We start from the raw sequence: 24,616 nt of genomic DNA, 5'->3' as shown, positions 1-24,616 counted from the left end.
TCTCCACCCCCACCGAGGCCCTTTCCCCGATATATCCCGCTACATCCTTTTTCACTCTATTCCGTGGCCACCGCATGAGCATCAGGTCCCGCTTCCTGACGCGGAGCCGCCGACGCGATACCCGGCATGGCCGTGGTGCGGCCGGGCCGACTTGGTGATGATCTCGTCGGCGACCCATCGCGCGACGTCGGCGGGATAGGGCGCCGACAGGCCGAGGACGATGTGGTGGAAGCCGGCGGCGACGGCGTCGGCGATCGCGGCGCGGGTGGCGCCGGGCTGCTCGTAGGAGACCGACAGGTGGATCGAACGGGTGATCGAGGCGGGGTCGCGGCCGATCTCGGCGCAGTAGCGGTCCAGGAGGGCGCTGCGGCGGACGACATCGTCGATGTCGCCGCCCGGGATGTTCCACAGGTCGGCGTGTTCGGCGGCCACGCGGAGCGTCGCGGAGGCGCGGCCGCCGATGAGGATCGGCGGGTGGGGACGCTGGACGGGTTTGGGGTTGCCGAAGGCCCCGGTGAGCTGGTGGTGGGTGCCGTGGAAGTCGAACGGCTTGTCCTCGGTCCACAGCCGCCGGATCACCGTGCAGGCTTCGGCGAGGCTCTCCACGGCGTGGGCGGTGCCGTGGAAGGGCAGGCCGTGGGCCGCGTACTCGCGGTGGGCCTCGGGCGGGCCGGGGCGTGAGCCGACGCCGATGCCGAAGTCGAGCCGGCCGCCGGAGACCACGTCGACGGTCGTGGCGATCTTGGCCAGCATCGCGGGCGGCCGGAAGCGGTTGCTGGTCACCATGACGCCGATCCGCAGCCGTCGGGTCCGGGCGGCCAGGGCCGAGAGCAGCGTCCAGCCCTCGTAGGCCGGCCCGTCCGGATCGCCGCCGATCGGCATGAGGTGATCGAACAGCCAGGCGTGCTCGATCTCCGGGATCGCGTCCGCCTCGCGCCAGACCCGCAGGACGTCGTGGTAGTGGACCTGCATGGGGGCGGTCATGATCCCGAAACGGGGCTGGGGTGTGGGTGGCATGAAGCCGTCGGTCCCTTCGGTGAGTTCGGCCGATTCGGCGAGGGGCGCTGCCTCTCGGGCAGTCATCGGCGGCGCGCCGACGGGTCGAGGAGCGCGGGCGGGGTGTCGTACTTCTCGTGTGCGGCCAGGTCGGTGCCGGGGGCGACGATGGCGTCGATCGCGTCGAGGACGTCGGCGGGGAGCTCGGTGTCGGCGGCGGCGAGTTGCGCGCGCAGATGGTCCGACGTGCGGGGGCCGATGAGCGCGCTGGTCACGGCGGGATGCGCGATCACGAATCCGAGCGCGAGCTGGATCATGGTCAGGCCCGCCTCGTCGGCGACCTCGGCCAGTTGTTCGACGGCGTCGAGCCTGGCCCGGTTGAAGGGCAGGGTGACGTCGAAGCGTTCCGGCATGAACGCCGAGCGGCTGGTGGTGACCTCCCGGCCCGCGCGGACCGCGCCCGACAGCCAGCCCGAGGCCAGCGGGCTCCACACCAGCACACCGAGTCCGTACTCCTCGGTCACGGGCAGCACATGGGCCTCGATGCCGCGCTGCAGGATCGAGTAGCTGGGCTGTTCGGTGACGTAACGGCCCAGGTGGTGCTCGCGGGCGGCCCACTGGGCCTGCACGATGCGGTGGGCGGGGAACGTCGAGGAGCCGAAGTAACGGATCTTTCCCGCGCGTTGGAGGTCGGTGAGGGCCGACAGCGTCTCCTCGTCACTGGTGGCCGGGTCCCAGCGGTGGATCTGGTAGAGGTCGACGTGGTCGACGCCGAGGCGGCGCAGGCTGTTGTCCAGCTCGGTGACCAGCCAGCGGCGCGAACCGCCCCGGTGGTTGCGTTCGTCGCCCATCGGCATGCCCGCCTTCGTGGCCAGCACGATGTCGTCGCGGCGCCCGGCAATGGCCTTGCCGACCATCTCCTCCGACTCGCCGTCGCTGTACATGTCGGCGGTGTCGATGAGGTTGATCCCCGCCTCCAGGGCGGCGTCGACGAGGGCGGTGGCCTCGTCCTGGGTGGTACGCCCGATCCTGCCGAAGTTCATCGCGCCGAGCGCGAGCGAGCTGACCTGCACACCGGTGCGGCCCAAGGTGCGGTACTGCATGACCGGGTCTCCTTCGAGAAGCGTCAAAGAAACGGAACGTCGTCCCGTTTGACGATACGGAACAGCGTCCCGTTTAACAAGGCCGGTGGATGTGACACGCTCGGCAGCGGAGGGAGCGAAACGATGGACGACAGCGGAAACGGTGACGCGGGCGCGGGACAGACGGCGCGGGCGGCCAGACCCAAGAGGGCGGACGCCCGCCGCAATCAGGAGACGCTGCTGGACGCCGCCGCCGCGGTCTTCGTCGAGTCGGGCGTCGAGGCGCCGGTGCGCGACATCGCGGTCAGGGCAGGCGTCGGTACGGCCACGATCTACCGTCACTTCCCGACGCGCGCGGATCTCATCGTCGCCGTCTACCGGCACCAGGTGGAGGCCTGCGCCGAGGCCGGCCCGGCCCTGCTGTCGGCCGGCCCCACCCCGTACGCCGCCCTGGGGAACTGGATCGACCTCTTCGTCGACTTCCTCGTCACCAAGCACGGCCTCGCCGCCGCACTCCAGTCCGACGACGCCGGCTTCGAGGCCCTCCACGCCTACTTCCTCGACCGGCTCGTGCCCGTGTGCGGCCGGCTGCTCGACGCCGCGGCCGAGGCCGGCGAGATCCGCTCCGACGTCGGCGCCTACCAGCTCATGCGCGGCGTCGGAAACCTGTGCATCGGCGCCGAGAACAACCCGCAGTACGACGCCCGCCGTCTTGTCGAACTCCTCATCGCGGGGCTGCGCCGCAGGTGACGGCGCTGTCGCCGAGCCCCGGAAAACGAATCCGTGTGATCACTCCCGCGTGGCACAGGCCTGTGCTACCTTGGCATGAAGTGGCAGTTTTGGTTACCAGAGGCTTCTGAGTGCTCTTCGACCTTCCGTCGACGAGCACTCTTTTTGTTTCCGGGACTTTCCGGGGCTTTCAGTTCTTCCCGTCGGGTCAAATCGTTGCTGCGACGCCGGGTCCGCAAGGTGCGGACTCCGGGCACTTGCATCAAGGGAGTTACAACATGGCATCTGGCACCGTGAAGTGGTTCAACGCGGAAAAGGGCTTCGGCTTCATCGAGCAGGAGGGTGGCGGCCCGGACGTGTTCGCCCACTACTCGAACATCGCCACCCAGGGCTTCCGCGAGCTTCAGGAGGGCCAGAAGGTGACCTTCGACGTTACGCAGGGCCAGAAGGGCCCGCAGGCCGAGAACATCGTTCCCGCCTGACTCTGACGCGTACATCATGAGCCGGGGCCCGCACCTTCGGGTGTGGGCCTCGGCTCGTGTGCGACAGTGCCGCATCGAGGAAGGTCCCCCATGAACCGCACGGCTCGTACGAACAACAGCTCCGCCTCCCGCGCCCGCTCGCAGGGGACGGGCAACCAGACCACTCCTTCCCGATCGGCCAAAAACGCTTCGTCCAAGAACGGTTCGGCGAAGGCCGCTTCCGCCACCAACGGCTCGGCGAGGGCCGCTTCCGCCAAGAACGGCTCGTCGAAGAACGGCTCTGCCAGGAACGCTTCGGCGAAGAACGGCCGGAGCCGTCGCGGTGGTGGCGGCCGTCCCGCCGCCGTCGGCGGTGAGTTCGCGCTGCCGGTCACCGTCACCCCCGCGCTGCCGGCCGTCGAGGCGTTCGCCGAACTCGACCTGCCCGCGCGGCTGCTGGAGACCCTCGGTGCCGAAGGGGTGACCGCCCCGTTCCCCATCCAGGCCGCGACGCTGCCGAACTCGCTCGCCGGCCGGGACGTCCTGGGCCGGGGCCGCACGGGCTCGGGCAAGACACTCGCCTTCGGCCTCGCCCTGCTCGCCCGTACATCGGGACAGCGGGCCGAACCCCGCCATCCGCTGGCCCTCGTCCTCGTACCCACCCGGGAACTGGCCCAGCAGGTCACCGACGCCCTCACCCCCTACGCCCGCGCCCTGCGCCTGCGGCTGGCCACCGTCGTCGGCGGCATGTCCATCGGGCGCCAGGCGAGCGCGCTGCGCGGCGGCGCCGAGGTGGTCGTCGCGACGCCCGGACGGCTCAAGGACCTCATAGACCGCGACGACTGCCGGCTTGACCGGGTCGCGATCACCGTCCTGGACGAGGCCGACCAGATGGCCGACATGGGCTTCATGCCGCAGGTGACCGCCCTGCTCGACCAGGTGCGCCCCGACGGACAGCGGCTGCTGTTCTCGGCCACCCTGGACCGCAACGTCGACCGGCTGGTCCGCGACTACCTCCACGACCCCGTCGTCCACTCGGTCGACCCGTCCGCGGGCGCCGTCACGACGATGGACCACCACGTGCTGCACGTCGAGGACGACGACAAGCACGCCACCACGACCGAGATCGCCGCCCGCGACGGCCGGGTGATCATGTTCCTGGACAGCAAGCACGGGGCGGACCGGCTGGCCAAGAAGCTGCTGGCCGTCGGGGTGCGCGCCGCAGCCCTGCACGGCGGCAAGTCGCAGTCCCAGCGGAACCGGGCCCTGTCCCAGTTCAAGGACGGTCACATCACGGCCCTGGTCGCCACCAACGTCGCGGCCCGCGGCATCCACGTCGACGCCCTCGACCTCGTCGTCAACGTCGACCCGCCCGGCGACCACAAGGACTACCTGCACCGCGGCGGCCGTACGGCCCGCGCCGGCGAGTCCGGCACCGTCGTCACCCTGGTCCTGCCGCACCAGCGCCGCGAGATGACCCGGCTGATGGCCGACGCCGGCATCACCCCGACGACCACCCGGGTGCGCTCGGGCGGCACCGACCTCAACCGCATCACCGGCGCCCAGGCCCCCTCGGGCGTGCCCGTCGTCCTCGCCCCGCCGGTCACCGAGGAACGCCCCGCACGTCCGGCCTCCGCCTCGCGCGGCCGCCGGAGCCGCCCGGCCCAGGGCCGCCGCCGCGCCCCGGCCAAGGGGAACGGCCGCTGAGACCCGAGGGCGCCCCCAGGGGCGCCTTCACACGGCACCTCATCCGGCCGCCGCGACGCTCGGGTTCGTCTCCCCGCGTTCACCGCCGACGATCACCTGCCCCGTCATGGAACTTCGAAGGGTCCGGCGGGCGTTGACAGGGGGACGCGGAACGCACGCGGACGACCGGAACGCAATGGGCTGAAGCCGAGGTGGCACGCATGGCGATGTGGGATCGGATCAAGGACCAGGCCAAGGGTCTGCAGCAGGCGCAGGGGGCGCGGGGCGCCGGCGGGCACGGGCGGCCGGGCATGGGCTCCAGCGGGTCCACGCGGTCCGGCGGCGGCTCGAAGGCCCAGTTGGTGAGCGCGCTCAAGTCCCAGCTCACCTCCCTCAAGACGGAGCTGAAGAGCGGGGCCTACCGGGACGCCAGCATGGCCATGTGCGCCCTGGTCGCCGCCGCCGACGGAAATGTCGACCCGGCCGAGCGGCAGCACGTGGAGTCGCTGATCCTGAACAACGACGTCCTGCAGAACTTCCCGGCCGACCAACTGCGGCAGCGCTTCAACAAGCACGTCGACCAGCTCTCCTTCAACTTCCAGCAGGGCAAGACCGAGGCCATGCAGGAGATCGCCAAGGCCGCGAAGAAGCCGACGGAGGCCCGGGCGGTCGTCCAGACCGGCTTCGTGGTGGCGGGTGCGGACGGCTTCATCGCCCCGGCCGAGGAGCAGGTCCTGCGCGAGGCGTGCGCGGCACTCGGCCTGTCCCCCCAGGAGTTCGGCCTCTGACGCCGACCGGGACGGGCCCAAGCCGCCCTTCTCTCACCACGTACCCTTAGGCAAGCCTTACTGCTGCGTACGGGGAAGTGATGGAGAAGGGTGCATGTCGGGAGTCGTAGGACGCCGCGTCGGCTGGTTGGTGGCCGCCCTTCTCCTGTTGTCGCTGGCCGTGCTGCTCAGCCTCGCGGTGGGCAGCCGTACGATCCCGCCCTCGGCGGTGTGGGACGCGCTGGTGCACGGCGGCAGCAGCGACGACGCCCAGGTCGTACGGGCGTTGCGGGGGCCGCGGACGGTCATCGGCGTGCTCGTCGGCGTCGCGCTGGCCGTCGCCGGCACGGTCCTGCAGGGCATCACCCGTAACCCGATCGCCGAGCCCGGCATCCTCGGCATCAGCCAGGGCGCCTCGCTGGGCGTCGTCGTCGCCATCGCCTTCCTCGGGGTGCACACCCTGACCGGGTACGTCTGGTACGCCTTCGCGGGTGCCGCGGTCGCGGCGGTCTGCATCTACGCCGTCGCGAGCGGCGGGCGCGGCGGTGCGTCGCCGGTGAAGCTGGCGCTGGCCGGGGCGGCGATGAACGCGTTCCTCGCCTCCGTCGTCTCGGCGATCCTCACCACCAACGCGCGGGCGCTGGACGAGTTCCGGTTCTGGGACGTCGGTTCGATCAGCGGGCGGGACGCGACGATCGCCGGCCAGGTCTGGCCGTTTCTGCTCGCCGGTCTGCTGCTGGTGCTGGCCATGGCCCGCGGCCTCGACGCGCTCGCGCTGGGCGACGACATAGCCCGGGGACTCGGCCGCAACGTCGCCCTGTTGCGGGCGACCGGCGCCCTGGGCGCGACCGTCCTGACGGGCGCCGCGGTCGCCGCGGCCGGACCCATCGCCTTCATCGGCCTCGCCGTACCGCACATCGCCCGCGCCCTCGTCGGCCCCGGCCACCGTCTGCTGCTGCCGATGGCCGCACTGCTCGGCCCGGTGATGCTGCTCCTCGCCGACGTCCTCGGCCGGATCGTCGTACGGCCCTCGGAGGTACCGGTGGCCGTCATGACCGCGCTGGCGGGTGTGCCGTTCCTGATCGCGCTGGTGCGCAGGAAGGCGGTGGCGGCGGCATGACGTACGTCGACGATCGCGACGAGCCGCGACCCGAGCGGCCCGCGCCCTCGAAAACGACCGCTTCCCCCGGGCCCTCCGCCTCCGCCTCCGCCAGGATCGCCGCCGCCCCGGAGTCTCCTGTCGCCCCCGAAACCTCCGCCGTTCCCCGGCCCCGCGCCTCCGTCCGGCCCGCCGGGCACGCCGTCGTGCGGGCCGGGCGTGGGAGCAGTTTCCTGTTGCACCGTCGGGCCCTCGTGGTGGCGGTCGTGCTCGGCGTACTGCTCGCGGCCGCCGTGGTCGTGTCGCTGTGCGTCGGGGAGTCCTTCGTCTCCCCTGCCGAGGTCGTGCGTGTGCTGGTCGGACTGCCCAGCCCCGATGAACTGGTCGTGGGCACACTGCGGTTGCCGCGGCTGGTGACCGGGCTGCTGGTGGGCGTCGCGTTCGGGCTGTCCGGGGCACTGATCCAGACGATGGCCCGCAATCCGCTCGCCAGCCCCGACGTCATCGGGGTGACGCACGGCGCGGGCGCGGCGACGGTCGCCGCGATGACCTTCGGGCTCACCTCCTACGCCGTGTTGCCGTACGTGTCCGTCGTGGGCGGACTGCTGGCCGCGCTGCTCGTCTATGTGCTCGCCTGGCGGGGTGGGCTCAGCGCCTCCCGGTTCGTGCTCGTCGGCATCGGCATCTCGGTGGCGCTCGGCTCCCTGACCCGGCTGCTGGTGACCAAGGGCGACTATCTCGTCGCCCAGCAGGCCAAGACCTGGCTCACCGGGTCGCTCAACGGCCGCGGCTACGACCAGGCCGCACCGCTCGCGACGGTCCTGCTGCTGCTCGTACCGTTCCTGCTGTGGGCGGCCCGCGCGCAGCGGAGCGCGGCGTTCGACGACGACACGGCCACCGCGCTCGGCCTCCGGCTCGGCCGGGTGCGGATCGGGTTGAGCGTCCTGGGTGTCGTCCTCTCGTCCGTCGCGACCGGCGCCGCCGGTCCCGTCGACTTCGTGGCGCTGCTCGCCCCGCAGATCGCCCGGCGGCTGACCCGCACCCCGCACACTCCGCTGGTGTGCTCCGCGTTGACGGGCGCGCTGATCGTGGTCGTCGCGGATGTGCTGGCCCGCAAGCTCCTCTCGCCGCTGGAACTGCCGGTCGGCGTGTTCACCGCCCTGGTGGGCGCCCCCTATCTGATGTGGCTGATCATCCGCACCCGCGGCAACCGCTCCGGAGGAACCGCGTGACCGGCAACCGTGCCGCCGAACCCGACAACCCCATTGCCGCGCGGGGCGACTCCCTCGCCGCGCAGGATGGCTACCGCGCCAGACGGGACGGCGACCGCGCCGCACCGGACGGCGACCCGACCACGCCGGACACCGCTCTCGCCACGCAGGACGGCGACCCGACCACGCCCGACACCACCCGCGCCACACCGGACAGCGACCCGACCACGCCCGACACCACCCGCGCCACACCGGACAGCGACCCGACCACGCCCGACACCACCCGCGCCACACCGGACAGCGACCCGACCACGCCCGACACCACCCGCGCCACACCGGACAGCGACCCGACCACGCCCGACACCACCCGCGCCACACCGGACAGCGACCCGACCACGCCCGACACCACCCGCGCCACACCGGACAGCGACCCGACCACGCCCGACACCACCCGCGCCACACCGGACAGCGACCCGACCACGCAGGACGGCGGCCCCACCGCCCGGGACGGCGACAGCTCAGCGCACGACAAGCCTCTCGCCGAACCCGACAAGCCTCTCGCCGAACCCGACAACCCTCTCGCCGCACCGGACGGCGACCGCACCGCACGGAACAGAGCCCCCGCCACACCGGTCGGCGGCCCCGCACCCGAGGACGGCGCCGCCCCCGTCCACGGCAACCGTCTCGCCGCGCGCGGCCTCACCCTCGCCTACGAGGACCGTACCGTCGTCGAGGATCTGGATCTGGAGGTCCCGGACGGGAAGGTCACCGTCATCGTCGGCCCCAACGCCTGCGGCAAATCCACTCTGTTGCGGGCCCTGGGCCGGCTGCTGAAGCCGCGTCGGGGTGCCGTGCTTCTCGACGGGGCCGAACTTGCCCACGTGCCGACGCGTCGGATCGCCCAGGTGATCGGACTGCTGCCGCAGACACCGGTGCCGCCGGAGGGGATCACCGTCGCGGACCTGGTCTCGCGCGGGCGGCAGCCGCACCAGAAGTGGTGGCGGCAGTGGTCCGAAGCCGACGAGGCGGCCGTCGCCCACGCGATGGAGCGCACCGGGACCACCGACCTCGCCGAGCGCCCGGTCGACGAACTGTCGGGCGGTCAGCGCCAGCGCGTGTGGATCGCGATGGCCCTGGCCCAGGACACCGACCTGCTGCTGCTCGACGAGCCGACGACCTACCTGGACATCGCCCACCAGGTCGAAGTGCTTGATCTCGTACGGCAGTTGAACCACGAGCGCGGCCGTACGGTGGTCGCCGTGCTGCACGACCTCAACCAGGCCGCGCGCTACGCCGACCATCTGATCGCCATGCGGGCGGGCCGGATCGTGGCGCAGGGCCCGCCCGCCGACATCGTCACGGCCGACCTCGTCCAGGACGTCTTCGGGCTCGCCTCGGTGGTCGTACCGGATCCGGTGACGGGTGATCCGCTGGTGGTTCCCGGCCCTCCGGGTGTCCGGCAACACACGCTCCACGATTTCCCGGCCCATAGGAAACCCATAAAGTAAGGCAGACCTAAGTTCTACGACGGGAGCCCTCCCATGTTCCTCCGCCACCGCGGCACCACCGCCACAGCCCTCGCTCTGGCCGCCGCGCTCTCCCTGACCGCGTGCGGCGGTTCCTCCGACGGGGAGGGGTCGGGCGCCGGGGCCTCCGCCGGGGCCGCCGACAAGAAGGACGTCGCCAAGGGCGGCAAGGACTTCGCGGACGCGGCGAAGAAGACCGCCGCGATGGGCACCGCCGCCAAGGCCGGCGAGTGGCCGCGCACCATCGAGCACGCCATGGGCGAGACGGAGTTGAAGGCCGAGCCCAAGCGTGTGGTCGTCCTCGACGTCGGCGAGCTCGACAACGTTGTTTCCCTCGGAATCAAGCCGGTCGGCCTCGCCCCGACCGAGGGCTCCCCGGAGCTGCCGTCGTACCTGAAGAAGGACGCGGGCAGCCCGAAGAACGTCGGCACGATCAACAGCCTCAACCTGGAGGCGATCGCCGCGCTGAAGCCCGACCTGATCCTCGGCAGCCAGCTGCGCGCCGCCGACAAGTACGACGAGCTGTCCCAGATCGCGCCGACCGTCTTCTCGGTGCGCCCCGGCTTCACCTGGAAGGAGAACTACCTCCTCAACGCGGCCGCCCTCGACAAGACGGACCGGGCGAAGGAGAAGCTGGCGGCCTACAAGGCGAAGGCCGACGCGCTGGGCAAGAAGCTCGGCGCCGACAAGCCGACCGTCTCGATGGTCCGTTACATGCCGGACGGCATCGTCCGCCTCTACGCCAACGCCTCGTTCATCGGCACGATCCTCAAGGACGTCGGCGTCCCGCGTCCGAAGAACCAGGACATCGAGGACCTCGCCACCGAGGTCAGCGCCGAGAACATCGACCAGGCCGACGCCGACTACATCTTCACCGGCGTCTACGGCGACCCGAAGGCCACCGACAAGTCCGCCGCCCAGAGCAACCCGCTCTGGAAGAACCTCTCCGCCGTCAAGTCCGGCCAGGCCTACGACGTCCCGGACGAGACCTGGTACCTCGGCCTCGGTGTGACCGCCGCCGACGAGGTGCTCGGCGACCTGGACGAGCACCTCACCGACTAGGCACGGCTCAGGGCGTCGGGTCCGGGCGGTCGCCCCGGCGGAGGGCCCGGCCGCACCAGCTGATGAGTGCGGCGTTGGCCACTCCGCCGAGGACGACGGCGACGACGAGCGTGACGGCTCCGTCCGGCAGCACGAGCCAGACGAAGCTGACCGGCGCGGTGGCGAGAAGGGGGATGACGGCCGCCATGGACCCGTCCGAGCCTTCGCCGGAGCTCACCACGATCGCCCAGATCAGTAGGGCGACGCAGGCCGCGAGGTAGACGAGCGCGACGATGTCGCCGACGGCGGGGCGCGAGCGGCGCGGCAGGGATCGGCGCGGCAGGGATCGGCCGGAATCGGTATCGGTGCCGGTCACGGGTGGGCTCCTCAGCTGTGGTGCGGGGGAAGGTGTACGGCCGTCAGAGGTGGGCGCCCGGTGGGTTCGGACGGGCGAGGCCCAGGTCGTAGGCGAGGATCGTGGCCTGGACGCGGTCGCGCAGGCCGAGTTTGCGCAGCAGGGCGTTGACGTGGGACTTCACGGTGCCGACGGTGATGCCGAGTTCCTCGGCGATCTCCGCGTTGGTGAGGCCGGTGGCGACCAGGCCGAGGACGTTCCGCTGGCTGCCGGTCAGGGCCTCCAGTTCGCGGGGGAGGTCGCCGTCCCCGGTCCCGGGGGCCGTTCCGGAGGCGTAGTGGCCGATGAGGCGGCGGGTCGCGGACGGGGCGAGCACGCTCTCGCCGGCGGCCACCACCCGGATGCCGGCCAGCAGTTCGGAGGCGTGCACATCCTTCAGGAGGAACCCGGAGGCGCCGGCGCGCAGCGCGTCGAAGACGTACGCGTCGAGGTCGAAGGTGGTCAGCACGAGCACCCGGGGCGCGTCCTCGCGGCCGGTGATGATGCGGGTGGCGGCGATGCCGTCCAGCTCGGGCATCCGTACGTCCATGACGACGACGTCCGGCGCCAACTCCTCGGCGAGCCTGACCGCTTCGGCCCCGTCGGCGGCCTCACCGACGACCGTGAGGTCGTCCTCGGCGTCGATCACGGCGGCGAACCCCGCCCGTACGATGCCCTGGTCGTCGACGACCAGCACCTTGAGGCTCATCGCTCACTTCCCTCTTCCCTGTCTGTTGCGCGGCCCTGTTCCGCGGCCGGCGCCGCGGCGAGAGGCAGCCGGAGGTGGACCGTGTCCGGCCCGCCGGGTGTCAGGGTGCCGCCGAGCGGAGCGATCCGCGCCGTCAGCCGCTCCCGTACGGCGGGACGCGCGGCGCGCGGCACCCCGGTGGCGGTGAGGGTCAACGTACCGTCCGCCGCATCGAGTTCGAGCACCGCGGGTTGGTCTCCGCCGGCCGCGAGGACCATCTCGGCGGCGTGGTAGGCGGCCAGGTCGACGGCGGTGGGCAGGCGTTCCGGTACCCGGTCGGTCAGCCGTATCTCGACCTCGCGGCCGGTGGCCCGGCACTGGTGGGCGAGCAGGTCGAGCGCCTGGAGGGTGGGCTGCGGCCGGCGCCGGGCCCCCGCCTCGTCCTCGCCCTCGCTCTCCCGGACCGTGTCGAGCAGGGCACGCATCGCGGCCAGGGCCTCGCGGGCGCGTTCGGCGGTGGTGTCGAGCCGACCCGCCTCCGCCTCCGCGACCATGTCGGTGGTGCGGGACAGCACGGTCGTCTCCAGCCCGGCGGCGATCCGCCGCCGCTCCGCCCACGCGTCCCGCACGGCCTCCTCCGTCCAGACGGTGAGCCGTTCCTCCTGTGTCCCCCGGGCGGCCAGGACGCGCCGCCCGTGCAGGGTCCCGCCCCAGCGGGCGGCGCCGACCGCCAGTTCGGCGCCGACGGCCACCCACGCGACGAGCTCCCAGACGGGGAGTGTCGTGCCCCGGTCGAGTACGGCGACGGTGGCGGCGGCCGTGTGCACGATCACCGCAGCAGCGGGGAGAACCCACCACGGCACACGCGGGCGATCGTCAGCAGCAGACGTACGGGCCGGGCCCATGGCCGTACGAGCAGGATCCGCGGTCGCGGTGACCTGGGCCGGATCCACAGCCGTACGAGCCGAATCCCCCGCCGCGCGGGCCGGATCCGCAGCCGCACGCGCCGCCTCCCCCGCGAGCGCCGCGCACGTGGCCAGCATGCTCAGGGCGGGCGGCAGGAAGGCCGGGCCGGTGTAGTCGCCGACGGTCATGGCCACCGGCCAGAGCGGGGCCAGGCCGAGCAGGACGCCGAGGGCGGTGCGGGGCGCGCGGCGCAGCCAGAGCAGAGCGACCGCCTGGGCCGCCGCGAGCAGGGCGAAGAGGACGCCCGCGGAGACGTGCGACCCGCTCGACGTGGTCTCGGCGCGGATGACCAGGACCGGGAGCAGCGGCTGGAGGACGAGGGCGACGGCGGCGATCACCTGGGCCAGGCGGTAGCCGCGCGGAGCGGACCGTTCGACCTGGGTGGTGGTGCGGCCGGGGAGGGCCGCGCGTATCTCCCAACCGCCGTCCGCCGTGGGCCCGCTGTGCAGCGTGCCACCCGCCTCCCGCGCCCGGGACCGCAGGAAGCCCTGGCCGCGTCCGCCGCCGAGGCCCGCCGCGTGCGCCGCCGTACCGGCCGGCGGGGCCGCGCTGGTGACCACGACGTCCGTGCGGGTTTCGCCGTACCGGACGAGCACCTTGGTGTGCGCGCCCGGCGCGTGCCGGGCCACGTTGGTCAGGCCCTCGCGCACGATGCCGTACGCCGCGTCCGCGACGGCACCGTCCGGCAGTGGGTCGATCTCGCAGTCCACCCGCTGGTCGAGGCGGCGGAACCCGGCGACTAGGTCCAGCAGCCGTTCCTCCGGCGAAGGCAGTTCCTCGCGGGAGGGCGCCGGCGCCCGTACGGCACGGAGCGCGCGCGTGACCTCACGGCCGGTCTCGACCGCGAACTCCAGTGCTTCCGCAGCGAGTTCGGGTCGCCGGTCACGCAGCCCGAGCGCCGCGCCCGCCGTGACGACGACGGCCGTCAGATGGTGGGCGCTGACATCGTGCAACTCCCGTTCCATCCGCCGCCGTTCGGCCGCCGGCAGCCGATGCCGCTCGGTCTCGGCCCGCTTCAACCGCTGCTCGGCCGCCCGGCGTACGCGTCGGGCGCGTCGTACGAGGACGCCGGCGCCGCACGCGGTGGCGTACAGCAGGGCGACGAGGACGAGGTCGAGGCCGTCGCGGTCGCTGAGCCCGTGCAGGCTGATGTTCTGGAGGAGTTGCCAGACGGCGAGCGCCGCCCCGCACAACACGGCTGTGAAGGTGTCGCGTTCGGTCGCCACGGTGAAGAGGGCCAGCGCGACCCCCGCCGTGCCGAGTACGGCCATCGCCCCGGCGGGCAGCGGCCCGGCACCCAACGCGCACGTGGCCGCGACCACGACGAGGGCGGGCACCGGGCGGGTACGGCGCAGCGCGAGCGCGGCCGTCACCACTCCGGCGGCCAGGGCCGCCACCAGCAGCGCGGACCCGGACGGGACCGTACCGCGCGCCAGCGCCGCACCGGGCCACACCACGGCCTGGGCGCAGATCAGCAGGACCGGGAGCAACCGGTCGTCGTCTGTTCGAATCATCGCGGGACAAGGCTAGGGCCGCGGGTGAACGGCCCGAGTCCGGCTGAAGGCGGATGTCCTTCTTGTACCTGGGTTATAGACCTCTACCTGCGGTTCGAGGCGGGCAATCGTCCCGCAGCGCGACGACCGGGGAAGAGCCCGCGCCATAGCCTCGAACACATCGAAAGCGGGAATCGCTCTTCCGCGATTCACCTTTCCGTACGTTTCCTCTCCACAATGAATTCAGGGGGATTTCCCATGTCCAAGCGCATCATCGTCTCGTCCGTCGTCGGTGTCCTCGCCCTCGGCGGAGTGGCCGCCGGTGGTCTCGCCCTCGCCTCGGCCGCCACGAAGCTCACCGTGGAGAACACCTCGGCGCGCTATGTCGCCCCGACCGACGGCAAGGCCGGCTCGGTCACCTTCACCGCGGACGTGAGCGACAACTCCGGCGTCAAGGGTCTCAAGGTCATCGCCTGGCCCGCGAGTTCGAAGCTCGACCCGGCCGAGGCGGAGATGGCGCACGTGGACAGCGCCGAGTGCCGCAGCACCTCGGACGAGACGTCCCGCTGCACCTACACGCTGAAGGTCACGAAGGCGGAGGCGGCCGACCTCGCCAAGGGCACCTGGCACATCTCGGCACTGGCGACGGCCAAGGACGGCGACACGGAGTTCGTGTCCCCCGCCGCCTCGTTCGAGGTCACGGGCTGAGCGGAGAAAAACGAAAGGGCCCGCACCTCAAGGTGCGGGCCCCTGTTCCGCCGTTGTATGCGCGGACGCGTCGGGTAACGCGGACGTCAGGCGGGAACGATGTTCTCCGCCTGCGGGCCCTTCTGGCCCTGCGTGACGTCGAAGGTCACCTTCTGGCCTTCCTGAAGCTCACGGAAGCCCTGGGTGGCGATGTTCGAGTAGTGGGCGAAGACGTCGGCGCCGCCGCCGTCCTGCGCGATGAAGCCGAAGCCCTTTTCAGCGTTGAACCACTTAACAGTACCGGTGGCCATGTCAATTCTCCTGAGGCAGTGCTGGAACCCGCACCTCGCAGGCTCCCTCATCGCTGTCGATGATCACCTGCCCGGGAATCCGGAAAATGGCAACCACAACTGCAATTCAGGATCAGCCTAGCACGGATGGAATCGACGGCAAGGAAGAAGGAATGCCGTCCGGAAAAGTCCCGAAAGAATATCGACGGAACACCAGTAAAAGCATCGCTCCGCACCAGCTGGAATCATCTCTCCGCACCGGACGATTTTCTCCTCCGGCGCCACCAGATTTCTTACCCACGGTTCGCGAGGCGGCGATACGCAGCTGGTGACCTGAGTAGCGGCCCGCACCGGGGAAGCGGGTTCCCGTACGGAAACTTTAGCCGCCCGCACCGAAATCCTGCCGCCGCGAGCACAGGTGTTCTCGCCTTGCTCGGCTCCCCCTCAGCTCCCCCCAGCTCCCCTTCAGTACTCAATCAGCACCCGTCACCGAAGGACCAGGACCCGGCAGGGGGCGTACGAGGGCACCGCCGGGACACGCGCCGCATCCCCCACGGCCCCCGACTCCGCCCCACTCCGCGCGTCCGCCGACATGTGCCGCCATCCCCAGGACCGCAACGCCTCCAGCGTCTCGACGTCGCCACGGTTCACCAGCATCACGCCGAGCGCGGCGGCGTGGTCGGTCAGTAGCCGTGTCTGCAGACGGCGGGCGAGGTTCCAGTCGCGGGCCTGGTTCTCCGTACGCACCCGGCGCCCGACGAGGATCCCGGAGACCGCGAAGAGCCGCCCGGCCCCGGCGACACGGAGCAGGCTCTCCGGCAGATATCCGTCGAGGCCCTGCCACCAGGGCCCGTCGCCGCGTACGGGGAAGCCGTGGGCGCAGCCGGTCAGCACCGTGGTGCCCGAGGGAACGGTGGTCTCCGCGATCAGCAGGGCGAACCCCGGCCGCCGTACCTCCGACGTGAGTCTGCGCAGGAAGGCGGTGCGGGCCCCGTTCCACGCCCATGGCTCGCCGCCGGAGGTCCGCGCGTACAGGTCGCCGAGTTCCGGCATACGGTCCTGGACCTGGCGGCGGGTGAGCGGGCGGAGGCATTCGCCGGTCATGGGCGACGGGCCCTGGCGGCGCCTCGACTCCGACACGTGCACGGTCATGGGGCGAACCCTGCCCCGGGCCCGGACGGTCGGGTCCGGCCCGGCGTCGTCGTTCGCCGAGAACGGCACCGGCGTAAGAGCCGACGCGCGACGAACCCTCGGTCCTTTCAGCGTACGCCCGGCCGCCCGGCCGCCCTCCGCTCCGCTCGGCCCGCCGGAAAGAGGGTGGCTCGCCGGGAAAAGGGTCCTGGGCCAGTCCTAGGCCGTTACACCCAGCAGCCGTTGGCCGTGGCCGCGAGGCCGTCGAGGGCGTCCTTGATGTCGGACGGGCCGGCGGTGGAGTCGTTCTCGACGAAGGAGAAGACCCTCCAGCGGCCGTCCTCGGCCTTGGTCAGACCGCTCAGGGCGACGGCGCCGGTGAGCGTTCCGGTCTTGGCCTTGACCTGGCCGACGGCGCACTGTGAGTCGGCGGTGTCGAACCGGCCGAACTCCGGGCCCAGGGTGGCTCCCGCCTCACCCGAGACGGGCAGCCCGTCGATGATGTACTTCAGCGTCTGGCTGTGCTGCGGATCGGCGGCCAGGTCGACGATGTCGGCGAGGGTCCGCGCCGGGATACGCGTCGCGCGGGACAGTCCGCTGCCGTCGTACACCGCGAAGTTGTCCAGCGAGATGCCGTACCGGGTGAGGACGTCGCGGACGACCGCTGTCCCGTCCTCGAAGGTGGCGGAGCGGCCCGCGCCGATCGCGGTGAGGCGCAGCAGCGACTCGGCGATGTCGTTGTCGCTGACCTTGAGCATCCGCTTGACGACGGTGGACAGCTTGTCGGAGGTGTGCGTGGCGACGGGCACGTCCCTCTCGCCGACCACGCCGCGCGTGACCTCGCCGTCGACCGTGACGCCCCGCTCTGCGAGGAGCCCCGCGAAGACGCCGCCCGCGTCGAGGGAGGTGTCCTCGACGTTGTGCGAGTCGACGACCAGAGCGCGTACGGGTGCGATGGAGTCCGGGTAGTAGCCGGTGTTCCAGCCGTTGGCGAGCGTCGGCTCGGGGAAGAGGCTGTCGTCGATGCGGACCTTCACCGAGGTGAGCCCGGCGTTCTTCAGCCCGGCGACGGCGGTCTTGGCGAGCGCGTCGAGGTCGTCGGTCGTCAGCGTGCGGTCGCCGCCGCCGACGAGGGTGAGCGTGCCGTCGCCGTACACGACCTTCGTGGTGAGCCGGTGGTCCGGGCCGAGCACCGTCAGCGCGGCGGTGGAGGTCACGAGCTTCGTGTTGGACGCGGCCATCAGCGCGGTGTCGGCGTTGTGCCCCCACACGACCTTGTCGGACTTGGCGTCGATGACGACACCGCTGAAGGTGCTGCCGAGCCGGGTGTCCTGGCTGCGCGTGTTCAGGTTGTCCGCGATCTTCTGCTCGGTGGCGTCCAGTTCGGTGGTGCCCGCCTTGGCGTCGGCCTTGTCGGCGGCGAAGGCGGACGGACCGGCCAGGATCGTCCCGGCGACGGGGGCTACCACCGCGATCACGGCCGCCCGGCGCAGCGCCGGGTTGGGTGCCTTGGTCTTGCGGTGTCGTCCGCCGGGGCGGACGAGGGAGGAAGGGGAAGGGGAGGTGCTGGGCATGGGGGGACCTCGGTGGGGGGTTCCAGAGAATCTTGAAACAGAAAGTAACAGCAGAGGCCCCTGCTACCGATGGGTACTTTGTGAAGACCTGAGAAGACCTGCAGTGTTCCGCTGCGTTTGTGACGGCGGCCACAACTGGGCGGGCGGACACCGGAGTCGGTCGGCGGAGGGCGCTCGGCATGCCGTTGTCAGTGCCGAGGGCTAGTCTCCGGACAACTGACCGTTTGCCCGTTTCAGGGAGGTTCTCATGGTCTCGCGGCTCAACCCGTACCTCAGTTTCGACGGCGACGCCCGGCAGGCGTTGGAGTTCTACAAGGAGGTCTTCGGCGGCGAACTGTCGCTGAACACCTACGGCAGCTTCGGCCAGCCGGGCGCCGCCGAGTCCGACAAGATCATGCACGGCATGCTGGAGACCCCGAGCGGCTTCACCCTGATGGGCGCCGACGCCCCGCCCGGCGTGAACCACACCCCCGGCAACAACTTCTCCGTCAGCCTCAGCGGCGACGACGACACCGAACTGCGTGGCTACTGGGAGAAGCTCTCCGCCGGCGGCACGGTCGCCGTCCCCCTCGACAAACAGATGTGGGGCGACGTCTTCGGCATGTGCACGGACCGCTTCGGCATCCCGTGGATGGTCAACATCAGCGAGCCACAGGCCTGAGCGCCGCCGAGCCAGGCCACCGCCGACACCTTTGCCCCCGCCTGTAACGGCGAACCGTTCCAGGCGGGGGCAACCCGTCATCCCGATCTCAGCTGAGGGTCACGCCCTCACCCGAAGGTGACGTCGAGGCTGCCGTCGCTGCCGAAGGACCAGTCCAGGCCGCCGTCGTACGAGGAGCACCGGGCCCCGTTCGTCCCGGACCAGAACTGGTTGGAGCTGTCGGAGTCACCGATGATCCGGTCGTTCGTACCGCTGCCGCTCCGGCACGAGGTGTTGTCGCGGAACACCGACGTACCGCCGTCGAAGGTGAAGTTCCGCTCGGTGTTGTCGATGCTCACGTTGCCGGAGACCGCCATGGTCCCCGGGTTGCTGTTCCACGTGAAACCGTGCTTGCCGTTGTCGTAGGCGATGCTTCGCCGGACGATGTGGTTCACGGCGATGCTGTCACCGCCGAGCTTGTAGCCGTTGCGGTCCCCGTTCCCGGCCTGGGATCCGTCGCTGAGCGTGCCGTTCTCGTAGGCGAGGGAGTCCTCGATGGTCACCGGCCCGATGGCCCCGGTGTCCGGCTTGGTGTAGAGGTCCCACCCGTCGTCGATGTTGTTGTGGGCCACGGCGTACCGGAAGACGTTCCCGGTCCCGGTGGTCAGCTTCGCCGCGAACCCGTCGGCGTCCTCCCCGTCGGAGTCGGCGTTGTCGTGCGACTCGGCGCTCAGGATGAGGTTGTCCGACGGCCAGTCGGCGGTGGGTGTGGTGGAGGCCATCCGCCCCAACTGCAGCCCCGTGTCCCGGTTGAACCGCGTCACGGTCCGCTCGATGACGTTGTCGCTGCCGCCGACGTAGATCCCGTTGTCACCGGCTCGCTCGACGACGATGCCGTAGACGTGCCAGTACGAGGCGTTGAGCTGGAGCCCCCGGTTCGACGAACTCTCGGTCTGCGCCGAGAAGTTGAGGACCGGTGTCTCGCCCGGGTAGGCGGAGAGCGTCGTACGGGCGCCGGCGGTCCCGGAGCTGCCGACCGGAATGGTGACGGTCGACGGCTGGGCGTACGTACCGCCGCGCAGGTAGATCGTCCCCCCGGCGGTGATCCGGCTGATCGCCGAGGTGAGGGTGGTCGGAGACGAGACCGTACCGGCCGCGGAATCCGTCCCGCTCGGCGAGACGTACAGCGCGGAGCTCGACGGCGGTGTGGTGGTGCCGGACGGCACGTCGGCGTCGAGGTAGTCGATGTTGGGCAGCCCGGTCGAAGACGTGGGGTTGATCCGGATGACGTTGCTGCCCGAACTCACCGGCACGGTCAGCGTCTTGGTCGTCCACCCCGTCCATGTGCTCGTGCTCTCGAAGGACGCCGTCGCGGCCGTGGAGCCGTTCACGACGACGTTCGCGGCCCGCGCCGCGGTGGTGCCGTTGGCGAAGCGGACGGACAGTGTCGCCGTGCCCGATGCGGGTGCGGTCACGGTGAACTGCGCGTACGCGCCGGCGGCGTTGGTGCCGTTGCAGAATCCGCTGCCCGAGTATCCGGTCCAGTCGGAGTCGATCGTGCCTGTGCAGACAGCCGGTGAGGTCTCGGCCTCGTACCGGGTGGTCGCGGCCTGCGCCGTCGTACCGGACATCGCGACGAGCAGGCCTGCGAGCAGAGCTGCGCTCGCCATGACGGGTCTCACGTGCATCGTTGGCATCGTTGGTCTCCAGGGATTCAGTCCAGAGTGCGGTCCAGAAAGCGCTTTCCCTGTGAGTGAGTGTCAGAGGGTGACTTGGGCACGTCAATAGACTGGTACGTAAGTTCTGTTCACATGGGTGAACTGCAGAGAGAGTGACGTCGGGGCGTCGAGAATGGAGATCATGGCTGTTCAAGCGCCATACGGAGGCGGACTCAGCAGCTGATTCCAGAGCCGTACGAGAGCAGAAATTCATCTCGCAGGCCGCCACTCATCCGAGGTTGTGAACGGAAACTCGGCCGACATCGGCTTCCGGGACTGTCCGCAGCGGGCGGAAGCAGAGGGACGCGGGCGGGCCGACGGCTGCGGCTGCGATGGAGGCGGCTACGACAGAGGCGGCTGTGGCTACGACGGAGGCGGCAGCCGCAGCCGCAGCCGCAGCGACGGAAGCAGGCTGGGAAACGGGCCGGGAGACAGGCCGGAAACAGCAAAGGCAAGGAGGTAATCCACTCCTTGCCACTCTCAACTTATAGCGCACCGGGGGGCTTGCGGCAAGGCCCCCGTCGTGCCGCAGAATCTCCGGCCTGAGCCGGAATCTGCGAAATGGGGGGCGCGCACATGCGTGTGCTGTTGGCGAGCTACGACTCGCGCGGGGGCGTCGAACCGGTGGCGGGACTCGCGGTGCGGTTGCGTGGACTCGGCGCGGAGGTGCGGGTGTGTGCGCCGCCGGACGAGGAATTCGAGCGGCGGCTGGCCGGTGTCGACGTACCGCTGGTGCCGTTCGGCCGGTCGGTGCGCGCGATGATGACCGCGGCGACGCCGCCGACGGCGGACGGCGTGCCCCGGCGCGCGGCCGAGTTGCTCGCACAGTTCGACGTGGTCGCCGAGGCGGCCGAGGGCTGCGATGTGCTGCTGGCGACCGGCCTGCTCCCGGCGGCGGCCTGCGTGCGGTCGGTGGCCGATAAACTGGACATCCCCTACCTATATGCGAGCTTCCAGTCGATCTCCCTGCCGTCACCCCACCACCCGCCGATGCAGCGCCCGGGCCGGCCGTTGCCCCCGGGCATGACCGACAACCGGGTGCTGTGGGACCTGGACGCCCAGAGCGCGAACGACCTGTTCGGCGAGGTGATCAACACCCACCGGGCGTCGGTCGGCCTGCCACCGGTGGACAACGTCCGCGACCATGTCTTCACCGACCGCCCGTGGCTGGCGACGGACCCGGTCCTGGACCCGTGGCAGGAGCCGTCGGACCTCGACGTCGTACAGACCGGCACGTGGATCCTGCCGGACGAGCGCCCGCTCCCGGCCGCGCTGACCGCGTTCCTGGAGGCCGGCACACCCCCGGTGTACCTCGGCTTCGGCAGCATCGCCCTGCGCGGCGCGGAGGACGTCGCCCGGGTGTCCATCGAGGCGATCCGCGCGCACGGCCGCCGGGCGGTCGTCTCCCGCGGCTGGGCCGACCTGGCCCTCGTCGACGACCGGGACGACTGCTTCGTCGTCGGCGAGGCCAACCACCACGCGCTGTTCCGCCGGGCGGCCGCCGTCGTCCACCACGGCGGCTCGGGCACGACGACCGCGGCAACCTGGGCGGGCGCGCCGCAGGTGGTGGTGGCTCAGGGGGCGGACCAGCCGTACTTCGCGGCCCGGGTCGCCGATCTGGGCATCGGCGTGGCCCACGACGGCCCGACCCCGACGTTCGAGTCCCTGTCGGCCGCGCTCGACGTGGCCCTGGCGCCCGAGACGCGCGCCCGGGCGACCGCCGTGGCCGGGATGGTCCGTACGGACGGGGCGACGGTGGCGGCGAAGCTGCTCCTTGACACGATCAGCCAGGAAGGACAGCCGGTGTCCACGTGAACCGGACGGAAGAAGCGACCGGTATCCGCATGAACCGGGCGAGAGAAGCAACCGGTATCCGCGCGAACCGGACGAGAGAAGCAACCGTGTCCGCGCGAACCGGACGAGAGAAGCAACCGTGTCCGCGTGAACCGGGCGGGAGCGTCGAGCGAGGTCCGCCAGCCAGGACCCCGTGAACGAACAGGACCGTCGAGCCAGGACCCATGATCGCGGCCGGGCCATCGAGTACGACCCATGGTCACAGCAGAGCCATCAAGCAGGGCCCATGGTCACAGCAGAGCCATCAAGCAGGACCCATGGTCGTAAGCGACCCCACATTCGGAGCGTTCGGAGTCAATAACGTGAACCCCCCGGCCACCACCAGCGCATTCGACCTCCCCGACCGTCTCTCCGCCAAGGCCGACCCGGCACTGATCGCCGACGACGAGCGGCACTTCACGGCGCTCGCGCAGTGCCTGGAGCAGTCGATCGCCGAGGTGTCCGCCCAACTCGACGCCGCACGCAAGGCACCCGGCGGCCTGGGCCGGCAGGCGATGGACCGGGACACGGAGATCCACCGTCTCACCGCCCGCCTGCGCACCCTGCGCCGCTTCGGCCTGGACCTTTGCCTGGGCCACATGGTGAGCGCGGACGACTCCGAGCCCGTCTACATCGGCCGCCTCGGCCTCACGGACAGCACGACGGGCCGCCGACTGCTGATCGACTGGCGCTCCCCGGCGGCCGAGCCGTTCTTCGGAGCCACCCACGCCAACCCGATGGGCCTGACGAGCCGCCGCCGCTACCGCTGGACCAACAGCCGCATCACCGACTACTGGGACGAGGTGTTCTCCCCGGACGGGCTCACCGACCACCACGCCTCCCTCGACGACCAGTCCGCCTTCATCGCCAGCCTGGGCACCAACAGGTCCGAACGCATGCGAGACGTCCTCGGCACCATTCAGGCCGACCAGGACGCGATCATCCGAGCGAGCTCGCGCGGCGCCCTGGTCGTGGACGGCGGCCCCGGCACCGGCAAGACGGTCGTGGCACTCCACCGCTCCGCCTACCTCCTCCACTCCGACCCCCGACTGGGCCACCGTCGGGGCGGCGTCCTCTTCGTAGGCCCCCACCGCCCCTACCTCTCCTACGTCGCCGACGTCCTCCCGAGCCTCGGCGAGGAGGGCGTACAGACCTGCATCCTGCGGGACCTGGTCACCGAGGGAGCGGCTGCCGGTATCGAGCCCGACCCGGAGTCGGCCCGGCTGAAGTCGTCGGCGGACCTGGTGGGTTCGATCGAGAAGGCCGTCAGGTTCTACGAGGAGCCGCCCGCCAAGGGCATGACGGTCACCACCCACTGGTCCGACATCTGGCTGAGCGCCGAAGACTGGACGGCCGCCTTCGAAGCGGCGGAACCCGGCACCCCCCACAACGAGGCCCGCCACCAGGTCTGGGAGGAACTCCTCACGATCCTGACCGACAAACACGACGGCGACGCCCCACCCAACCTCCTCCGCAAGTCCCTCCTTCAGAACAGGGACCTGGTCGCCACCTTCAACCGCGCCTGGCCCCTCCTCGAAGCGACCGACCTGGTCGGAGACCTGTGGTCGGTCCCCGCCTACCTCCGCATGTGCGCGCCCTGGCTCAGCCGCGAGGAGGTGCGGCGGTTGCAGCGCGAGGACCCCCAAGCGTGGACGGTCTCCGACCTTCCCCTCCTGGACGCGGCCCGCCAACGCCTCGGCGACCCGGAAACGGCCCGGCGCAAGCGCCGGCACGCGGCCACCATCGCCGCCCAGCGCGAGCGCATGGAACGGGTCGTGGACAACCTGATCGAAGCCGTATCGAACTCCGGCGCCGACGCCGACGACGGCGAAGGCCTGGTGACGATGTTGCGTGGCGAGGACGCCAAGGTCAGCCTGGTCGACGAGTCCGAACTGACCACCGCCGACCCGGACCTGCTCGCCGGCCCGTTCGCCCACATCGTCGTGGACGAGGCGCAGGAACTGACCGACGCGGAGTGGCAGATGCTGTTGCAGCGCTGCCCGTCCCGCAGTTTCACCATCGTCGGCGACCGCGCCCAGGCGAGGCACGGCTTCACGGAGTCCTGGCAGGAGCGGCTGGAGCGGATCGGGCTCGACCGGGTCACCCTGGCCTCCCTGAGCATCAACTACCGCACTCCCGAAGAGATCATGACGGAGGCCGAGCCGGTGATCCGAGCCGCGCTCCCCGACGCCAACGTCCCGACGTCCATCCGCAGCGGCGGCGTCCCGGTCGTACACGGACCGGCCTCGGACCTGGACCCGATCCTCGACACCTGGCTCGCGGAACATGCCGAGGGGATCGCCTGCGTCATCGCCGTCCCCGAATCCGGTACGGCATCCCGCACGGCATCCCGCACAGCCTTCGGTACGACGCCCCGCGTCCGCTCCCTGACTCCCGAGCTGTCGAAGGGCCTCGAATTCGACCTGGTGGTCCTCATCGACCCGGAGGACTTCGGCGAAGGCATCGAAGGAGCGGTGGACCGCTATGTCGCGATGACCCGAGCGACGCAGCAACTGGTCATCCTCACGACGACCTGACGACGACCTGAGACCGGCGGGCCGAGTACGGACAGAAAGGCCCGGGAGATGTCTCCCGGGCCTCATG

General features: G+C 71.0%; 20 protein-coding genes and 1 pseudogene. 12 read left to right on the top strand and 9 right to left on the bottom strand.

Going from position 1 to position 24,616, the window contains the following annotated elements; all coding sequences use genetic code 11:
- Positions 1–81: 81 nt before the first annotated feature.
- The gene (locus JIX55_RS27490; RefSeq protein WP_257565937.1) at positions 82–1,017 is read right to left on the bottom strand and encodes an LLM class flavin-dependent oxidoreductase; all 936 of its coding nucleotides are present in this window, start codon (positions 1,015–1,017) and stop codon (positions 82–84) included.
- A 62-nt stretch (positions 1,018–1,079) separates the two neighbouring features.
- Positions 1,080–2,099 carry an aldo/keto reductase gene (locus JIX55_RS27485; protein ID WP_257565936.1) on the bottom strand — a complete coding sequence of 340 codons (1,020 nt, stop codon included), beginning with the start codon at positions 2,097–2,099 and terminating at the stop codon, positions 1,080–1,082.
- A 123-nt stretch (positions 2,100–2,222) separates the two neighbouring features.
- Between JIX55_RS27485 and JIX55_RS27480 the strand changes: the two genes are divergently transcribed.
- The 8 genes and pseudogenes from JIX55_RS27480 (at position 2,223) to JIX55_RS27445 (ending at position 10,619) form a co-directional block, all read left to right on the top strand.
- Positions 2,223–2,828, top strand: a complete 606-nt coding sequence (locus tag JIX55_RS27480) for a TetR/AcrR family transcriptional regulator (RefSeq protein WP_257565935.1) — start codon at positions 2,223–2,225, stop codon at positions 2,826–2,828.
- Between the two features lie 257 nt (positions 2,829–3,085).
- Positions 3,086–3,289 carry a cold-shock protein gene (locus JIX55_RS27475; RefSeq protein WP_031482971.1) on the top strand — a complete coding sequence of 68 codons (204 nt, stop codon included), beginning with the start codon at positions 3,086–3,088 and terminating at the stop codon, positions 3,287–3,289.
- Between the two features lie 90 nt (positions 3,290–3,379).
- The gene (locus JIX55_RS27470) at positions 3,380–4,975 is read left to right on the top strand and encodes a DEAD/DEAH box helicase (protein ID WP_257565934.1); all 1,596 of its coding nucleotides are present in this window, start codon (positions 3,380–3,382) and stop codon (positions 4,973–4,975) included.
- Between the two features lie 200 nt (positions 4,976–5,175).
- Positions 5,176–5,742, top strand: a complete 567-nt coding sequence (locus JIX55_RS27465; protein ID WP_257565933.1) for a tellurite resistance TerB family protein — start codon at positions 5,176–5,178, stop codon at positions 5,740–5,742.
- A gap of 94 nt (positions 5,743–5,836) precedes the next feature.
- Positions 5,837–6,841, top strand: a complete 1,005-nt coding sequence (locus tag JIX55_RS27460; protein WP_257565932.1) for a FecCD family ABC transporter permease — start codon at positions 5,837–5,839, stop codon at positions 6,839–6,841.
- 95 nt (positions 6,842–6,936) lie between these two features.
- Positions 6,937–8,052 carry a FecCD family ABC transporter permease gene (locus tag JIX55_RS27455; protein ID WP_443046724.1) on the top strand — a complete coding sequence of 372 codons (1,116 nt, stop codon included), beginning with the start codon at positions 6,937–6,939 and terminating at the stop codon, positions 8,050–8,052.
- A gap of 656 nt (positions 8,053–8,708) precedes the next feature.
- A pseudogene (locus JIX55_RS27450) lies at positions 8,709–9,539 on the top strand (ABC transporter ATP-binding protein); the annotation flags it as partial.
- Between the two features lie 33 nt (positions 9,540–9,572).
- Complete coding sequence (locus JIX55_RS27445) at positions 9,573–10,619, top strand: ABC transporter substrate-binding protein (RefSeq protein ID WP_257565930.1); 1,047 nt, start codon at positions 9,573–9,575, stop codon at positions 10,617–10,619.
- Between the two features lie 7 nt (positions 10,620–10,626).
- Here the strand turns inward: JIX55_RS27445 and JIX55_RS27440 are convergent, their stop codons facing one another.
- Genes JIX55_RS27440 through JIX55_RS27430 form a run of 3 tightly spaced genes read right to left on the bottom strand, consistent with a single transcriptional unit; the run spans position 10,627 to position 14,160 of the window.
- Positions 10,627–10,974 carry an SCO4225 family membrane protein gene (locus JIX55_RS27440; RefSeq protein ID WP_257565929.1) on the bottom strand — a complete coding sequence of 116 codons (348 nt, stop codon included), beginning with the start codon at positions 10,972–10,974 and terminating at the stop codon, positions 10,627–10,629.
- 43 nt (positions 10,975–11,017) lie between these two features.
- The gene (locus JIX55_RS27435) at positions 11,018–11,701 is read right to left on the bottom strand and encodes a response regulator (protein WP_257565928.1); all 684 of its coding nucleotides are present in this window, start codon (positions 11,699–11,701) and stop codon (positions 11,018–11,020) included.
- Positions 11,698–14,160, bottom strand: a complete 2,463-nt coding sequence (locus JIX55_RS27430) for a sensor histidine kinase (protein ID WP_257565927.1) — start codon at positions 14,158–14,160, stop codon at positions 11,698–11,700. The genes JIX55_RS27435 and JIX55_RS27430 overlap by 4 nt, the downstream gene beginning before the upstream one ends.
- 237 nt (positions 14,161–14,397) lie before the next feature.
- Between JIX55_RS27430 and JIX55_RS27425 the strand changes: the two genes are divergently transcribed.
- Positions 14,398–14,847 carry a DUF5707 domain-containing protein gene (locus tag JIX55_RS27425; RefSeq protein WP_257565926.1) on the top strand — a complete coding sequence of 150 codons (450 nt, stop codon included), beginning with the start codon at positions 14,398–14,400 and terminating at the stop codon, positions 14,845–14,847.
- A gap of 86 nt (positions 14,848–14,933) precedes the next feature.
- Here JIX55_RS27425 and JIX55_RS27420 read toward each other — a convergent pair whose 3' ends face one another.
- The 3 genes from JIX55_RS27420 to dacB all read right to left on the bottom strand — a co-directional run bounded on the left by JIX55_RS27420 (position 14,934) and on the right by dacB (position 17,821).
- Positions 14,934–15,137, bottom strand: a complete 204-nt coding sequence (locus JIX55_RS27420; protein ID WP_257542945.1) for a cold-shock protein — start codon at positions 15,135–15,137, stop codon at positions 14,934–14,936.
- Positions 15,138–15,602: 465 nt separating this feature from the next.
- Positions 15,603–16,268, bottom strand: coding sequence for a hypothetical protein (locus JIX55_RS27415; RefSeq protein ID WP_257565925.1), 666 nt, complete (start codon positions 16,266–16,268; stop codon positions 15,603–15,605).
- A 206-nt stretch (positions 16,269–16,474) separates the two neighbouring features.
- Positions 16,475–17,821 carry a D-alanyl-D-alanine carboxypeptidase/D-alanyl-D-alanine endopeptidase gene (gene dacB / locus JIX55_RS27410; RefSeq protein ID WP_257565924.1) on the bottom strand — a complete coding sequence of 449 codons (1,347 nt, stop codon included), beginning with the start codon at positions 17,819–17,821 and terminating at the stop codon, positions 16,475–16,477.
- 247 nt (positions 17,822–18,068) lie between these two features.
- Here dacB and JIX55_RS27405 point away from each other — a divergent pair, with 247 nt between their 5' ends.
- Positions 18,069–18,482 (top strand): VOC family protein, encoded by a 414-nt coding sequence (locus tag JIX55_RS27405; protein ID WP_257565923.1) that lies wholly within the window; start codon positions 18,069–18,071, stop codon positions 18,480–18,482.
- 107 nt (positions 18,483–18,589) lie between these two features.
- Here the strand turns inward: JIX55_RS27405 and JIX55_RS27400 are convergent, their stop codons facing one another.
- Positions 18,590–20,149, bottom strand: coding sequence for a CBM35 domain-containing protein (locus JIX55_RS27400; protein ID WP_257565922.1), 1,560 nt, complete (start codon positions 20,147–20,149; stop codon positions 18,590–18,592).
- Positions 20,150–20,755: 606 nt separating this feature from the next.
- Here JIX55_RS27400 and JIX55_RS27395 point away from each other — a divergent pair.
- Entirely contained in the window at positions 20,756–21,994 is a 1,239-nt protein-coding gene (locus JIX55_RS27395; protein WP_257565921.1) for a glycosyltransferase, read from the top strand.
- Between the two features lie 341 nt (positions 21,995–22,335).
- Positions 22,336–24,549: an RNA polymerase recycling motor ATPase HelR gene (gene helR / locus JIX55_RS27390; RefSeq protein ID WP_443046538.1), complete on the top strand. Its 2,214-nt coding sequence runs from the start codon at positions 22,336–22,338 to the stop codon at positions 24,547–24,549.
- The last annotated feature ends 67 nt before the right edge of the window (positions 24,550–24,616 follow it).

The sequence above is a fragment of the Streptomyces sp. DSM 40750 genome, assembly GCF_024612035.1.
Taxonomy (GTDB): domain Bacteria; phylum Actinomycetota; class Actinomycetes; order Streptomycetales; family Streptomycetaceae; genus Streptomyces.
This window is presented reverse-complemented; position numbering and strand designations above follow the sequence as displayed.

Bases quoted from the DNA above. Each gene is read 5' to 3' on its own strand.
- JIX55_RS27490 (WP_257565937.1), bottom strand. From the start codon at position 1,017: ATGCCACCCACACCCCAGCCCCGTTTCGGGATCATGACCGCCCCCATG.
- JIX55_RS27485 (WP_257565936.1), bottom strand. From the start codon at position 2,099: ATGCAGTACCGCACCTTGGGCCGCACCGGTGTGCAGGTCAGCTCGCTC.
- JIX55_RS27480 (WP_257565935.1), top strand. From the start codon at position 2,223: ATGGACGACAGCGGAAACGGTGACGCGGGCGCGGGACAGACGGCGCGG.
- JIX55_RS27475 (WP_031482971.1), top strand. From the start codon at position 3,086: ATGGCATCTGGCACCGTGAAGTGGTTCAACGCGGAAAAGGGCTTCGGC.
- JIX55_RS27470 (WP_257565934.1), top strand. From the start codon at position 3,380: ATGAACCGCACGGCTCGTACGAACAACAGCTCCGCCTCCCGCGCCCGC.
- JIX55_RS27465 (WP_257565933.1), top strand. From the start codon at position 5,176: ATGGCGATGTGGGATCGGATCAAGGACCAGGCCAAGGGTCTGCAGCAG.
- JIX55_RS27460 (WP_257565932.1), top strand. From the start codon at position 5,837: ATGTCGGGAGTCGTAGGACGCCGCGTCGGCTGGTTGGTGGCCGCCCTT.
- JIX55_RS27445 (WP_257565930.1), top strand. From the start codon at position 9,573: ATGTTCCTCCGCCACCGCGGCACCACCGCCACAGCCCTCGCTCTGGCC.
- JIX55_RS27435 (WP_257565928.1), bottom strand. From the start codon at position 11,701: ATGAGCCTCAAGGTGCTGGTCGTCGACGACCAGGGCATCGTACGGGCG.
- JIX55_RS27430 (WP_257565927.1), bottom strand. From the start codon at position 14,160: ATGATTCGAACAGACGACGACCGGTTGCTCCCGGTCCTGCTGATCTGC.
- JIX55_RS27425 (WP_257565926.1), top strand. From the start codon at position 14,398: ATGTCCAAGCGCATCATCGTCTCGTCCGTCGTCGGTGTCCTCGCCCTC.
- JIX55_RS27420 (WP_257542945.1), bottom strand. From the start codon at position 15,137: ATGGCCACCGGTACTGTTAAGTGGTTCAACGCTGAAAAGGGCTTCGGC.
- JIX55_RS27415 (WP_257565925.1), bottom strand. From the start codon at position 16,268: ATGACCGTGCACGTGTCGGAGTCGAGGCGCCGCCAGGGCCCGTCGCCC.
- dacB (WP_257565924.1), bottom strand. From the start codon at position 17,821: ATGCCCAGCACCTCCCCTTCCCCTTCCTCCCTCGTCCGCCCCGGCGGA.
- JIX55_RS27405 (WP_257565923.1), top strand. From the start codon at position 18,069: ATGGTCTCGCGGCTCAACCCGTACCTCAGTTTCGACGGCGACGCCCGG.
- JIX55_RS27400 (WP_257565922.1), bottom strand. From the start codon at position 20,149: ATGCACGTGAGACCCGTCATGGCGAGCGCAGCTCTGCTCGCAGGCCTG.
- JIX55_RS27395 (WP_257565921.1), top strand. From the start codon at position 20,756: ATGCGTGTGCTGTTGGCGAGCTACGACTCGCGCGGGGGCGTCGAACCG.